11 protein-coding genes, 1 tRNA gene and 1 pseudogene are annotated in these 14,997 nt (G+C 44.4%); 10 read left to right on the top strand and 3 right to left on the bottom strand.

The annotated features are described in order from the left end of the window. Positions 1–97: 97 nt before the first annotated feature. The 10 genes and pseudogenes from rfbB to AWU77_RS04815 all read left to right on the top strand — a co-directional run bounded on the left by rfbB (position 98) and on the right by AWU77_RS04815 (position 12,658). Positions 98–1,159 carry a dTDP-glucose 4,6-dehydratase gene (gene rfbB, locus AWU77_RS04855; RefSeq protein WP_062059883.1) on the top strand — a complete coding sequence of 354 codons (1,062 nt, stop codon included), beginning with the start codon at positions 98–100 and terminating at the stop codon, positions 1,157–1,159. Further along, positions 1,156–1,950: an ABC transporter permease gene (locus AWU77_RS04850; protein ID WP_062059881.1), complete on the top strand. Its 795-nt coding sequence runs from the start codon at positions 1,156–1,158 to the stop codon at positions 1,948–1,950. Before rfbB ends, AWU77_RS04850 begins: the two co-directional genes overlap by 4 nt. 9 nt (positions 1,951–1,959) lie before the next feature. Next, positions 1,960–3,216: a polysaccharide ABC transporter ATP-binding protein gene (locus tag AWU77_RS04845; RefSeq protein ID WP_062059878.1), complete on the top strand. Its 1,257-nt coding sequence runs from the start codon at positions 1,960–1,962 to the stop codon at positions 3,214–3,216. A gap of 11 nt (positions 3,217–3,227) precedes the next feature. Beyond that, positions 3,228–3,458 (top strand): annotated as a pseudogene (locus AWU77_RS20985) (hypothetical protein); the annotation flags it as partial. Positions 3,459–3,602: 144 nt separating this feature from the next. Then, a complete protein-coding gene (gene cysC, locus AWU77_RS20980; protein ID WP_375600832.1) occupies positions 3,603–4,142 on the top strand; it encodes an adenylyl-sulfate kinase in 540 nt (179 codons plus the stop codon). A gap of 25 nt (positions 4,143–4,167) precedes the next feature. Continuing rightward, positions 4,168–7,662, top strand: a complete 3,495-nt coding sequence (locus AWU77_RS20575) for a glycosyltransferase (RefSeq protein WP_202966624.1) — start codon at positions 4,168–4,170, stop codon at positions 7,660–7,662. Then, positions 7,663–8,712 carry a dehydrogenase gene (locus AWU77_RS04830; protein WP_062059871.1) on the top strand — a complete coding sequence of 350 codons (1,050 nt, stop codon included), beginning with the start codon at positions 7,663–7,665 and terminating at the stop codon, positions 8,710–8,712. It abuts the gene before it with no gap. Further along, positions 8,709–9,290, top strand: coding sequence for a D-sedoheptulose 7-phosphate isomerase (gene gmhA / locus AWU77_RS04825; RefSeq protein WP_152625268.1), 582 nt, complete (start codon positions 8,709–8,711; stop codon positions 9,288–9,290). The genes AWU77_RS04830 and gmhA overlap by 4 nt, the downstream gene beginning before the upstream one ends. A gap of 4 nt (positions 9,291–9,294) precedes the next feature. After that, entirely contained in the window at positions 9,295–9,999 is a 705-nt protein-coding gene (locus tag AWU77_RS04820) for a nucleotidyltransferase family protein (protein ID WP_062059869.1), read from the top strand. A gap of 112 nt (positions 10,000–10,111) precedes the next feature. Further along, positions 10,112–12,658: an acyltransferase gene (locus AWU77_RS04815; protein WP_193747498.1), complete on the top strand. Its 2,547-nt coding sequence runs from the start codon at positions 10,112–10,114 to the stop codon at positions 12,656–12,658. Positions 12,659–12,667: 9 nt separating this feature from the next. On the opposite strand, the gene AWU77_RS04810 is transcribed toward AWU77_RS04815, so the two are convergent. The 3 genes from AWU77_RS04810 to AWU77_RS04800 form a co-directional block, all read right to left on the bottom strand. After that, positions 12,668–12,744 (bottom strand) — tRNA-Arg (locus AWU77_RS04810). A gap of 288 nt (positions 12,745–13,032) precedes the next feature. Then, a complete protein-coding gene (locus AWU77_RS04805) occupies positions 13,033–13,959 on the bottom strand; it encodes an XrtA system polysaccharide deacetylase (RefSeq protein ID WP_062059865.1) in 927 nt (308 codons plus the stop codon). A 26-nt stretch (positions 13,960–13,985) separates the two neighbouring features. After that, positions 13,986–14,996 carry an NAD-dependent epimerase gene (locus AWU77_RS04800; RefSeq protein ID WP_062059863.1) on the bottom strand — a complete coding sequence of 337 codons (1,011 nt, stop codon included), beginning with the start codon at positions 14,994–14,996 and terminating at the stop codon, positions 13,986–13,988. Position 14,997 lies beyond the last annotated feature (1 nt).

The following is a 14,997-nucleotide window of genomic DNA, read 5'->3' as shown; positions in this document are numbered from 1 at the left end:
CTCTCCCAAGCGAGAGTGACGATGGTGTGTGTAGTGCACCCACAGGCAGATATTACATTGCAATCTTTAAATACTGTTTACGATTGAAAATAACACTATGAAAAATATGTTAATCACAGGTGGCGCCGGTTTTATAGGCAGCAATTTTTGTCACTATTGGGCTGTGCAACATCCTAATGATAAATTAATTGTTCTGGATGCCTTAACCTATGCGGGGCATCGCGAACACTTGGCGATGCTGGAAAAAAATAACCAACTAATTTTTGTTCAGGGCGATATAGGCGATCAGCCGTTAGTGGAAAAATTATTTGCTGAGCACGATATCAATTGTGTTGTGCATTTTGCCGCTGAATCGCATGTGGATCGTTCAATTGATGGGCCGGATGCATTTTTGCAAACCAATATTATGGGTACCCATGTGCTGCTCAAAGCAGCAAAAAAGTACTGGTTAGATGCCGGTATTGCCGAACATCATTTTCATCATGTTTCCACTGATGAAGTATATGGCTCGCTAGAGACAGATGCGCCAGCGTTTACTGAATCCAGTCCATTTGCGCCCAATTCACCTTACTCTGCTTCCAAGGCGGCGTCAGATCATTTGGTGCGCGCCTATCACCATACCTATGGTTTGAATGTCACCACCAGTAATTGCTCCAACAATTACGGACCTTATCAGGATAGTGAAAAATTAATCCCACTGATTATTCAAAATATTTTATTGGGTAAGGCGCTGCCAATTTATGGCGACGGGAAAAATATCCGCGATTGGCTATATGTTGAAGATCACTGCCGCGCAATTGATTTAATTCTTGCCAAAGGAAAAATTGGCGAAGTCTACAACGTGGGTGGCGAAAATGAATGGCGCAATATCGACATAGTTAATTTGATTTGTGATCAGGTAGATGCAGCATTGGCCGCTAATACACAATTGTTGCAACAGTATCCGAATACTCCCTATGCCAAAGGCGATGCAGCAAAAAGCCTGATTACTTTTGTGAAAGATCGGCCTGGGCACGATCGCCGCTATGCGATTGACCCCAGTAAATGCCATGCCCAGCTTGGCTATTACCCGCAAGAAAGTTTCGAAACTGGAATTATCAAAACAATTAATTGGATGTTGCACAACCAGAAAAAAAATCAGGGCGGCACAAGCAAATGATGTTCGCTCAGGCATGGAAACATAAAACCCTGATTTGGCAATTACTGCGCCGCGACGTGCATTCGCGCTATCGCGGTTCAGTACTGGGACTGTTTTGGTCGCTGGTTACGCCACTGATTATGTTGGCCATTTACACCTTTGTATTTCAATACATCTTCAAATCCCGTTGGAGTGATAGTGCCGGCGAAACTACGCTCAATTTCGCGATAGTGCTGTTTCTTGGTTTGACCATTCATGCAGTCATGGCGGATATTCTTAATAAATCCTCACTGCTGATTACCGGCAATCAGAACTTTGTTAAGAAAATTGTTTTTCCTTTGGAGCTGTTGTCTTGGGTTACCCTGTTGGGGGCAATTTTTACGTTCCTTATCAGTTTTGGTTTGCTATTAATCTTTATATTGATTGAGTTGCATCGCATTCCTGTAACTGCATTACTTTTGCCGCTAATTCTGTTGCCCTATTTTCTATTGTTGTTGGGAGTGTCCTGGTTTCTTGCCGCACTCGGTGTTTATCTGCGTGATATCCAGCAAATTACCGGTACACTCGCCACCCTGTTATTATTTTTAAGCCCAATATTCTATTCCGTTAATATTTTGCCTGAAAAATTTCAGACCTTGATCTTTCTTAATCCGCTGTCCTATATCGTTGAGTCTGCACGGGCAGTGTTAATTTATGGCCATCTACCTGATCTACTTGGGTTGGCTATTTATGCGTTGGTTGCAATAGTCGTTGCGACCAGTGGTTTTGTTTTTTTTCGCAAAGTCCGTCCCGGCTTTGCCGACGTGTTGTAGGTTGCGCGTATGATTAAGGTTAGCAATCTCTCCAAAACCTACTTGATTTGGCGCACTCCGTTTAGTCGCTTGCTTGTTCCTTTTTTGGTGCGCTTGCTGCGCCCGCTATTTCCTGGGTATAGCGCTGGGTTAATGCAGCGTGCTTGCCAATCAGTGCAGGCGCTGGAGCAGGTAAGTTTTTGTGTGCAAGAAGGCGATAGCCTCGGCATTATCGGTTTAAATGGCAGTGGTAAAAGTACGCTGTTGCAAATTATTGCCGGCACTTTGCAGCCGACCAGTGGCAGTGTTGAAACCAAAGGTCGCATTGCGGCCTTATTGGAACTCGGTAGCGGCTTTGATCCAGAATTTACCGGGCGTGAAAATATTTATATCAATGCTTCTATTCTTGGTTTAACGCGTCGCGAAATTGATGCGCGCTATGACGAAATTGTCGCCTTTGCCGACATTGGCGATTTTATCGAGCGCCCGGTAAAAACGTATAGCTCAGGCATGATGGTTCGTCTCGCTTTTGCGGTGCAGGTACATGTTGATCCAGATGTATTAATTGTCGACGAGGCTCTGTCAGTTGGCGATGCGCGCTTTCAGGCTAAGGCACTCAATAAAATCGAAGAAATATTAAAGCGCGGCACCACGCTGTTGTTTGTTGGGCACGATCTAAGTGCAGTGCGCGCGTTTTGTAATCAAGCCATGCTGTTGGATAAGGGGCGCGTAATAAAAGCGGGTATTCCCGATGATGTGATTGCTGACTATTTATATATTGTGCAGAAGGATCGCATTGCTGAGTTAGGCAGTGGCTTGGACGTTAAGCGCCATGAAAAAGGTTTTGCGGTGCATGGCTTTGATGTGGTGCACGCGAGTTTTCTTGGTATGGGCCAGCACGCCACCCTTGCGTTTAATCATAGTTTGACACTGGCAGTTGATATTGTAATGACTGCCGTTATTGCGGCACCTGTTTTAATTGTGGACATTATTGATAATCGCGGTATGCAGCTCACCGGAAAGCGTATTGCTATTCCACAATTTGTCGGTGAAAAGCGCGTATCGATTGCTATGACGTGCAGTTTTCAAAAGGGTGTCTATCGTGTGCGCCTACGTTTGGTTAACGCTCCAAGTCTGGAACAGACATTACTGATGAGTCGCTATGATGATTTGTTATCGATTGAAATGATTGATGATGTGCGTGATCAGTTTACCGGTCTTTTTCCAATGCCGATGGATGTAGTTTGGAGTGAGTCAGTCGCTGCTAATGAAACAATCGCTCAATAAAGGAATTTTTTGTGTCATTCACTGCTGATCAATACCAAATAAGAATTGCCTGGCAATCGGTGCGCCCCTTGGTTGCGGGGCGCACTTATCTATTGCGGCGTGGACAGCAAGAATTGTTGGTGAGTGTGACAGCACTTAAATATCGAAAAGATGACAAAACCGGCGAACACCTCTCTGCAAAAAAACTCAATGCAGGTGAAACTGGTATTGCTAATATCAGCACTGCTCAGGCTATTAGTGTCGATGAACATAAAAGTGCCGATATCGATATTTTGGATCTGCAAACTTCAGAGTTATTGGGCAAAGGCCACATAGAGTTTCCACTCTATCGCGCAACCAATATTCGCTGGCAATCACTCAGCGTTGATAAATCGCTGCGCGCGGCAATGAAACAACAGCAGCCGCGCTGTATTTGGTTTACTGGTCTTTCTGGCTCAGGTAAATCCACACTGGCAAATATGCTGGAAAAACGTCTTTGTGAACGCGGACTGCATACCTATCTGCTAGATGGCGATAATCTTCGCCATGGTTTAAATCGCGATTTAGGTTTTACCGAAGCTGATCGTGTAGAAAATATTCGGCGCGTGGCAGAAGTCGCAAAATTGATGGTTGATGCTGGCCTGATTGTATTGGCTTCGTTTATTTCGCCATTTCAAGCTGAACGGCAAATGGCGCGGCGATTATTTGATGTCACTGAATTTGTCGAAGTCTTCGTGGATACCCCCTTAAGTGAATGTGAGCGGCGCGATGTCAAAGGTTTATATGCCAAAGCACGTCGCGGCGAGCTTAAAAACTTTACCGGTATTGATAGCGTTTATGAGCGCCCCGAACACCCGGAGTTAGTAGTGGATACTTGTGATCATTCGGTAGAGTATTGTGTTGAGCAAATTATTAACACTTTGCTGCCTGCAGATGTAGGCCAATAAATTACTTTTTAAGATGAGATTGCGTGTGAATACAACAAAAAAATTAGTTGTCGTGATTGGCATGCATCGCAGCGGCACCAGTACTGTGATGAATGCACTGGCATGTTTGGGAGTCAGTCTGGGCGATAACTTGTTGCCGCCAGGGATTGATAATCCCAAAGGTTTTTTTGAGGATAAATCGGTAAATGATTTAAATATTGAAATGCTCGATGTTATTGGGCAGACCTGGTTTAGCCTGTCTTTGGTCAGTGATAAGGATATTAATAAACTAATCTCGTTAGGTTATCTTGAAAAAGCAATTACCCTGCTGAATGATAAAACCAAAACAACACCTGTATTTGGCTTTAAAGATCCTCGTGTCGCAAAATTATTAAAGTTTTGGAAATTAGTTTTTTCCCGTATGGATTGCGACGTGCAGTATGTACTTTGTTTGCGCCATCCTCTGAGTGTTGCCAACTCGCTATTGCAGCGCAATCAATCGCCGGTGCAAAAAGGCTATTTACTTTGGTTGAGTTACAACTTATCCATAATCACCGAGGCGCAAGAACTAAAATTAATTCCATTGGATTATGACCAGTTGATGGATCGGCCCATTGCGCATATAGAGAGTTTGGCAGAAAGCTTGGGTCTTTCAGTCGATATGCAGTTGGCTGATAAGTTTGCCAATGAATTTTTAGATAATGAGTTAAGGCACAGCAAATTCGATGAATTGGCATTGGTGAATGATGAGCGCTGCCCTGCCGTTGTGGTGGAGGCGTATAAATTATTTAACCAAATGTTAACCGATAACAATAGTGCAAAAATAACGCTGTTGAGGTTTTATCAAGAAAATAAGAGCAATTTAGATGCACAATTTTTATTGTGGGATGAGCTTGAAAAGTCAGCAATTGAATATGTGTATAAAATCACTAATGCAAAAGAACTGGCTAAGCAAGTAGAGGAGAGAACAAGTTGGGCAAAATCTCTGGAGCAGCAAGTTGAAGAGCGAACCCGGTGGGCTAAGGGCCTGGATCAGGAGGTTCATGAGTTGCGCATCAAGGAGCAAAATTTGCGTCGCGATTATGATGTGGCGCAAGAAGATATAGCAAAATTTGCTGATGCGAATAGGCAGTTAACGCAGCATGTGGGTGACCTTGATGAACAGCTACTCAATGCCGCACAGCAACTTGATTCACAAAAGCAGAAGCTGATTCATGTTGCTGGTGAGAATCAAGAGCTAACTAGGCAGCTCAGTGAAGTTAGTAGCAATTACACAAAAATCATTAATTCACACTCCTGGAAAATTACCAAGCCTTTGCGTGTTGTTGCGCGCTTAATGCGCGGTGAAACAGATGTACTCGCCGCCGCGCTAAAGCCAAAATTACAACGTATTGCACGCAACACTTATAAAAAATTACCGCTTAGTCCGCGAATTAAAAATGGTTTGGCGGGCTGCATGTACCGTGTGGCAGGCCCTTTATTTGAAGGTGTGGTGCATTACGAAATGTGGCGCCGCAGCGGTAAACCGAATTTGCCTGCTATAGCAGCAACCGGTGTCATTCCGCCTGATGAAATACAAAATGTGTTGGCTTCATTAGTGATGCCATCATCGGAGCAACCTTTAGTATCGATTATTATTCCGAGTTACGGAAATTTACCGATCACTCTAACCTGTTTGGCTTCTATAGTGCGCCATCAACCGAAAGCTGCTGTTGAGGTTATTGTGGTGGAAGATTGCTCCGCAGATCACGACATTCACTGTTTGCAGCAAGTGCAAGGCTTGCGTTACGAAGTTAATCCAGAAAATTTAGGTTTTTTACGCTCTTGTAATCGCGCGGTATCCTTCGCCAAAGGACAATATATTTATTTATTAAATAACGACACTGAAGTTACTGATGGATGGTTGGACAGCATGTTAGATGTGTTTGCCAGACGCGATGACTGCGGAATGGTCGGTTCAAAATTGGTTTACCCGGATGGTCGTTTGCAAGAAGCGGGCGGTATTTTATGGCGCGATGGCTCCGCTTGGAATTACGGGCGGCTGCAAAATCCTGACTTGCCTGAATTTAATTATCTCAAAGAAGCTGATTACTGTTCCGGGGCTTCACTGTTAATTAAGAAAGAATTTTTTATCCAGCTCGGCTTGTTTGATGAGCTTTATGTGCCAGCCTATTGTGAAGACTCTGACTTGGCCTTTAAGGTTCGCGAGGCCGGATTAAAACTCTATTATCAGCCGGCATCTGTCGTTGTACATTATGAAGGAGTGTCAAATGGCACAGATGTAAACGGCACGGGTATTAAATCCTATCAAGTAGAAAATCAAAAGAAACTTTGTGAAAAGTGGAAGTTGGTTCTTGCGCAGCATCCGGAAAATGCCTGTCGCGTATTTTCAGCGCGCGATAAAACATTACAAAAACCTTGTGTAGTTATTGTCGATCACTATGTCCCTCGTCCAGATCGGGATGCGGGCTCCAGAACAATGTTGGCGTTTATAGAAAGTCTTTTGCATTTGAATTGCAGTGTTAAATTTTGGCCGGATAATTTGTGGTTTGATCCAGAATATACGTCGCAACTGCAGCAGCTCGGTGTAGAGGTGCTATATGGCAGTGAATACATTGGTAAATTTGAAAGCTGGGTCAGGTCTGCGGAGGGCCAAATCACACATGTTATGTTGAGTAGACCTCATGTGGCTGATAATTATTTAAGTGTACTTAAAAAATTCCCTGCTATTCATGTTGCTTATTATGGGCACGATTTACATTTTGCGCGTATAAAAAATGAGGCTGAAGTTACTAACAATAAACAATTGTTAAAAGAAGCCGAGGATTGTTTATTGCTGGAAAGTAAAATCTGGCATTCAGTTGATGTTGTTCTCTATCCTTCGGATGAAGAGACAAACTTTATTAAAAGTCAGTATCCCGCTGTTAATGCGCAAACTATTTCACCTTATGTTTATTCAAATACTGCACCTTATATGCAGCGCGAGTTGGTAAATAATAAGCGGATTGTTTTTGTCGCGGGCTTTGGGCATCCGCCTAACACTGATGCGGCAAAATGGTTTATCCGCGACATCTTTCCTGAGATCAAACAGCTGATTGATGGCGTGAAGGTTTATCTGATTGGATCTAATCCTTCCGATGAAGTTAAAGCCTTGGCATCTGATGATATTATTGTGACTGGCTATGTCACTGATGAACAACTGTTGACCTATTACATGAGTGCGCGTGTTGCAGTTGTGCCCTTGCGCTATGGTGCAGGTATTAAAAACAAAGTAATTGAAGCTATGGCATATGGTGTTCCGCTGGTGACCACTGAGGTGGGTGCGCAAGGGCTGTACCAGCTTGATAATGTGGCTTGTGTTACGTCCAATGCCAAGCAGTTCTCTACACATGTTTGCAACATCATGAATGATAATGAAAACTGGTGTGCTCTCTCTAAAAATGGTGCGCTGTTTGTTGAGCAACATTTTTCCAGTGCCACTATGAGAAATATGCTTGGTCAAGCGCTCAATCTTGCAGAATCACAGGAAGGAAAAATTTAAATGCGTTTAAATCTGGACAAACTTTCCGGCAAAGTAAGAGCGAGAGCGCCATTGCGCCTTGGGCTCGCAGGCGGTGGTACCGATGTGTCACCTTATTCCGATGAGTTCGGCGGTTATGTGCTCAATGCAACTATCGATAAGTATGCCTATGCAACCCTGAGTCATAATGATAATGGTGTTGAATTTGTGGCAGCCGATATTGAGGCTCATTGGCAAGGTGCTGCAACAGCAGTAATAGATGCGGGTCAAAAATTGGAGCTTCATGCCGGTGTCTATAACCGTATAGTGCGAGATTTTCTTGATGGGCAGCCCATTTCTATATCATTAGTTACACATAGCGAAGCGCCGCCCGGATCTGGATTGGGATCTTCATCCACAATGGTCGTTGCTATGGTTCAAGCCTTTGTAGAATATCTTGCACTTCCCCTTGGCGAATATGATATTGCCAAGCTTGCCTATGAGATTGAACGTGTAGATTTAAATTTAGCAGGCGGTAAACAAGATCAGTATGCTGCTGCATTTGGTGGCTTCAATTTTATGGAGTTTTATCACGATCGGGTTATTGTGAACCCGTTGCGAATTAAAACTAATTATCTTGCTGAGTTGGAGTCGTCACTGGTACTTTTTTATACGGGAGTGTCGCGTGAGTCGGCGAATATTATTAAAGAGCAAACCAGTAATGTTGTGGGTCGCAACGACAAAGCAATGATTGCGCTTAATGCGGTAAAAGCTGAAGCAAAAAATATGAAAGAAGCGATTTTGCAGGGCGATTTTGAAAATCTTGCTGCTTCTTTGCGCTCTACTTGGGAAGCCAAGAAAAATATGGCTTCTACGATTAGTAATTCTGGTATAGATATTATTTACAACGCCGCTATTGCATCAGGTGCGGTTGCAGGAAAAGTATCGGGTGCTGGCGGCGGCGGGTTTATGATGTTTCTAGTTGATCCTGCTAAGCGCCCTAACGTAATTCGAGCACTAAATGAATTTAACGGTCAAGTCATGTCTGCTGTGTTTGTAAAACACGGCGCGCACTCCTGGAGAGTAATATGATCCATTTTATTGAAAAAGAATTAGCAAAATTAGCGACATTAATTGCTGATATTCAGGCAGATAAAGTTTTACTTAATCAGGTTGTTGAATGTGCGGAAACAATTGTCGATGCGATACGCAAAGGCGGTAAGGTATTAATTGCTGGTAATGGTGGTTCGGCAGCAGATGCTCAGCATATTGCCGGTGAATTTGTCAGCCGCTTTCACTATGATCGCCCCGGTTTGGCAGCTATCGCTTTAACAACAGATACATCTATCTTGACCGCTATTGGCAATGATTATGGTTATGAGCGATTGTTCTCTCGTCAAGTACAGGCTCTTGGTAGAGAAGGTGATATTTTTATCGGGATTTCTACCTCGGGGAATTCTGCCAACGTTATTGCTGCCTTTGAAGAAGCGAAGCAATTAAACTTAAAGACCATCGGATTCACCGGCGTCACCGGTGGCAAGATGGCCAATATGTGCGATATCACCTTGCGCATGCCCTCATCTGAAACCCCAAAAATTCAAGAGGGTCATATTGCCATAGGCCATATTATTTGCGGTTTGGTTGAAGCCGCAATGTTTCCGCGAAATTAATTCTATGTTTGAAGCTATTATTCTTGCCGGTGGTTTTGGTACTCGCTTGCGTGAAGCGGTGCCTGACTTGCCAAAGCCAATGGCGCCGATTGCCGATAAGCCGTTTTTGGCATGGCAATTGGAGTATTTAATGCAATTGGGTGTTAGCCGTTTCATTCTTTCTGTAGGTTACAAGGCGGACACCATTCGCGCTTACTTTGGCGATAATTACCAAGGTGCGGAAATTGTTTATGCGGAAGAGACTGAGCCCCTGGGTACTGGCGGCGCGATTCAATATGCGCTGACTAAAGCTGTTCAAACAAGAGTTTTTGTTTTAAATGGCGATACTCTTTGCGCAGTAGATCTTCATGAGCTGCGAGCTTTGGTTGGTCGCTCCATGAGTGCAGTAGGTATTGCGGTGAAGCATGTCGATAACGCCGGCCGTTATGGTGCAATTGCGTTCAATGATCAATCTCACTTGGTGCTGTCTTTCGGTGAAAAGTCTTCATCTGCGCCCTGTTACATAAACGCTGGGATTTATGATGTGCCGGTAAATTTATTTAATGAGCTGGTTATATCCACGCCATTTTCGTTTGAAACAAGTGTGATCCAGCAGATGGTTGGCAATAGTCTGTATGCGCAGACTGCTGGTGATTTTTTTATCGACATTGGAATTAAAGAAGATTTTATTAATGCACAAACATTAATTCCCGCTTTTGTCGCCAATTAATCCTGTTGTCCAGTCAGAATTCATCACTGGTTACTGCTGATGTAAATAGGCGTAGCACGCCAAATGGATGAGCCGGGCCACTAGTAACCTGAACACTATCGAGCAGCAAGTTATGTTGTTAAATCAAGTTTTGAATCCCAAAAACAATAATTTTGATTTGTTTCGCTTAGTTGCAGCCCTTCTGGTTATTTATGGGCATGCATCTGCTGTTGTGCCAAATGCTGTGAATAGTGATTTTGTGTGGGATTTGTTGCGGTTTGAATATTCCGGTAGCCTGGCAGTAAAATTTTTCTTCATTCTCAGTGGATTGCTGGTTACCGTCAGTTTTTTAAATGTGCCAAAAATGGACGTTTTTTTAATAAAACGTGCTGCCAGGATTTTCCCTGGTTTGTTTGTCTGTCTGTGTATTTCGGTATTTATTGTGGGGCCTTGGTTTACCACATTGTCATTAAGTGAATATTTTCAACAGGGTGAAACCTGGCGCTATCTTTTTAATAATACTTTTCTTTATGAGCTTGTGTGGCGCTTGCCTGGAGTTTTTGCTGAAAGTCAGCACGGTTTAAATGGCTCGTTGTGGACTCTGCCCCTTGAGGTGGCGTGTTATTTATTTTTGGCGGCAATCTATGGGTTGGGCATTTGGCGATTTAAATGGCTGTCAAATGTAACTTTGGCCGGCGTTTTTTTTGTTTCCTTTTTCATGCCGCAAATTTTGCCTCCCTTGTTGGCAAATAGTGAAGAAGCACAACTACTGCCGGGTTGTTTTGCATTGGGGGCTCTATTTGCCACCAATCAGCAGTTTATTGTAATAAATCGTCAAGGGGTTTTGGCGCTTGGCCTATTATTGCTATTGCTTTGGTCAACTGCGCTAAAGATTCCGTTATTCTATTTGTGGTTTTTTTATACCTGCCTTTATCTTGGCTCACGTAAGTTTGTGGTGGAAAAATTAAGGATTCCAGTAGATCCATCCTATGGTGTGTATATTTATGGCTTTTTAATCCAGCAGTGCCTAGGTCATCTTTTTCCTGAGCAGGGAATACTTTTTAATCGGTTGAGTGCCGCTTGCTTGGCAATTGTGGCCGGGGTGTTATCCTGGTTGTATGTAGAAAAGCCGATGATGAATTTTGTAAAGGCTGGGATTGTAAATGAAAGCTTATGGGATTTTTGCATGCTGCAAGTGAAAAATAATGTTAGAAGAGTGAGTGGAGTTATTACAGGGAATGGTATTGTTACTGTAATTGCTTTATGTGGCGTTGCTTGGTTGGTGCATTTTTTTGCGCTCAATTTTGTATTTCCGGGGCATTACTCTCCACTTGCTTTCCACCATTCGGATTTTTACATTCCCGCATCCTTCGCGTTTGCGCCGGGCGATGGGCATAGTTTCATTAATTTGCTCAATTGGCCTCGGCCATTATTTATGTGGATATATAAGTTTACCGGTTATTTTGGGCACCCGGGCAGTGTTGCTTGGGTTGTGGGGGTAGTATTTTTAAATTGCGCGCTGACTGCGCTTTTGGCGAAGCGTTTACTCGGGCTGGTTGTTGATCGTGCCTTTGTTGTATTTTTTGCGCTCTATTGTTTCTTATTGTTTACGCAACCCTACTTTTATACTTTTTATACGCAAGACATAGGTTCACAAGTTTCTTACTTGTTGTTATTGCTGGGTTTTTATAGTTTTCTGCTGCTCTCTGAGCGCCATTTCTATGTTGGCACTAGCTGTGTTTTATTGTTTAGTAGCTGTGCCTTTCTGGTAAAAGAAACCTATATCCTTTCTTTTGGTTTTTTAACCTTCTGTTGGTTTATCTATTATCTGCGAACAGATTGGAAGAAAGCGATTGCGCCTGGAGTGGCAATTTTTATTGCTGGAGTTATTTCTGCGTTAATTAACTTTAAAACCAAATCGGTATTTGTTAATCCTGATGCTGCGTCTGATACTAGCTATCATATTAGTATCGCGCCTTTGAGTGTGCTTAAAGAGTTGGCGCGTTATGCCAGTGAAGGTATTGCACCTGCGTTGGTATTGGCGTTTTTGCTAATTATCTTTCAGGTGCACAAGGTTTACAAAAATAAACAGCTAACAATTCTGGCGTGTGTCTGTGTGGCATTTGCGTTTTTGGCCTGGCTTCCCAACGCATTATTGCCTAACCACCATTATGAAGGTTATTCATTTAATGGTCTCTATGTGTGTTGTTTGCTGTTATTTTTTGTATTGAAAATGGTGCAGGATAAAATCAGTTTCAGACCACTGTTGATTGCGTTGCTGGTGCTGGCGGTACTGAGTCCGTTAACGAGTATGAAGCGGTATCAGGGAACTCGGAACACATGGGTTTTGGCCATGGAGTCGGTGCAAAAAAATATGCTGAACGGTTTCAGCAAAGCCGCGGCACAACTTATAGGTAAGCCGCAGCCAGTTAATGTATTGGTTTCCGGTATTGCATCGCCCTTTCATCCCTTTGCTTTCCCATCGTCGATTCGCTCCTTTAGGGGCGGTGAAAATGCAAATTATTATTTCATTCCACCCAAAGAATTTGCTGCTAACCTCGGCAATAAAATTGATTTGGTGCAATTTATTACCGCTGAAGAACAGGGTAATTATCACTTTGATCAGGAGTGGAAATTTGATGATCAGGGCAATTTAGTAGAAATAAGAGAGTTGAAATAATTTGGAGAATGGTGCACCCGACAGGATTCGAACCTGTGACCAACGGCTTCGGAAGCCGCTACTCTATCCAGCTGAGCTACGGGTGCTGGAAGGGAAAATCTAAAATTACATCTTAAGTTGCTGCAAGTTCTAGCAGCGCTTCGCACTGCAGCTACTCCTTTCGCTTCGCTCAAGTCCGGCCAAACAACAGGTTGTTTGTCATTCGACAAGATGCTCCTGCATTGTCTACCTTCTGCATCCATGCAGTCGTCGGCTGCACTCAACGCTACGCGTTGAAAAACGTTTGCCTCATCCAGCTGAGCTACGGGTGCTGGAGGGAAAAACCTTGAGGGCGGCGATTCTACTGTCCTTGGCCGCGCCCGTCTATGGCAAATTTATTTGTGATTTAAATCTATCGCCAGATCGTGAATGCTTAATTCTCTACTGATTTGGGTTGAGCCTATGCTTTCACTCATGGTGCCAAAGTGAAAATCACCCAACATTCGTTCCAATCTGGGCATGCAGCGTTTGAGATTGGTGTAGTGGCGGAAATTGCTAAACCAACTGGCATTGGGGACGCGCGGTTGCTCCGGGTCTATCTCCCAGGGGTGCAGATAAAAAATTTGCGGTTTGGTTTGATTGAGGCTGGCGCGCTCAAATAACCATTTTGATAACGCGTAGGGGTATTGGCGAAAGTATCCCCCGCCTGCTGCGGGAACCGATTGTCCAAGCACTTTGGCGGTGGTTAAGGGGAATTCCAGCAAGCTTGCGCCGCTATTGGTAATGATGCGATAGGGTTCCTCGGGGCTGCCGGGAATGCCGTAGTTGTCGTGGCGGGTGGGGAAAATACTGGAATCCCAAGTGAAGCCCAGTTCGGCCAGTATATCCAGCGCCCAGAGTGATTTACGTGTGATCGAATAGCTGGCGGCGCGATAGCCGGTAACCGGTGTCTGCGCGAGATCTTCCAGAATGATTTTGGATTTGGCGGTTTCTGCGCGAAAAACGTCTGGATTTTGTTTGTAGATCAGTTGATGGCTGTAACCGTGGGAGGCAATTTCATGGCCTTGCGCGCGTATGGCTTTGACCAGTTCTGGATAGTGATCGGCGACCCAACCCAGAACAAAAAAAGTAATTTTAATATTGGCATCATCAAATAATTGCAGCAGGCGATGGGTGTTTTCCTCTACCCGTGATGGCCAGTTTTTCCACTCGCTTGGTTTAATCACCTTGGCGAAGGCGGCAACGTGATAATAATCCTCCACATCCACGGTCATCGCATGGGTGACTTTGTTAGGTGTTGCGCTGCTGTGCGTGAGTGACATGTACTGTGTGCTCGGAAAAAGTGGGTTCAGTGTATTGGGTAATAATGTCTATACCATGAAACAAAGCGCTCCACCCCTTCTTCAATAGAGGTCTGCGGCTTGTAACCTACGGCATCGGCTAGTAAATCTACATTGGCATAGGTGTCGGGCACATCGCCCGGTTGCAGCGGCAGCAAATTTTTCACCGCTTTTTTGCCCAGCCCCTGCTCCATCAATTCAATAAAATACAGTAACTCCACCGGATTGTTGGAGCCAATGTTATAGATGCGGTAGGGCGCTGGTGAGCTTGCCGGGTCGGGTTTGTCGCCTGTCCAGCTATTGTTTGCACGCGCTGGGTTGTCCAGTGCATGAATAATCCCACTGACAATATCATCGATATAAGTGAAATCGCGGCGATGTTTGCCGTAGTTAAATACATCAATGGTTTCGCCGCGCCGAATTTTGTCAGCAAAAATAATCGGCGCCATATCCGGGCGACCCCAGGGGCCGTACACCGTAAAAAAGCGCAGCCCTGTGGTGGGAATGTTAAATAGGTGGCTGTAGGTATGCGCCATCAACTCGTTGGATTTTTTAGTGGCGGCATAGAGGCTGACGGGGTGGTCTACATTATCGCTTTCGCAGAACGGCATTCGCGTATTGGCGCCATACACGGAACTGCTGGAGGCGTAGACTAAATGCTCAGTGCCAAAGTGGCGACAGGCCTCCAATATATTTAAAAATCCCGTGATATTGGAATCGATGTAGGCCTGTGGATTGCTCAGTGAATAGCGCACACCCGCTTGTGCAGCGAGGTTGACCACACGCTGCGGCTGATACGTTTTAAAGGCCTGATCAACCGCGTGCTTATCTTCCAGCGCAATGCGCAGCTCGGTAAAACCCGCCTGGGGTGTTAATTGATCCAGCCGCGCCTGCTTGAGTTGCACATCATAATAATCGTTGAGGTTGTCGATGCCGATAACCTCGTCGCCGCGCGCCAGCAGTTGCTGGGCGAGCGCGGCGCCGATAAATCCGGCCGTGCCGGTGACGAGTATTTTCATC

The organism is Cellvibrio sp. OA-2007, from assembly GCF_000953825.1.
GTDB lineage: Bacteria > Pseudomonadota > Gammaproteobacteria > Pseudomonadales > Cellvibrionaceae > Cellvibrio.
This window is presented reverse-complemented; position numbering and strand designations above follow the sequence as displayed.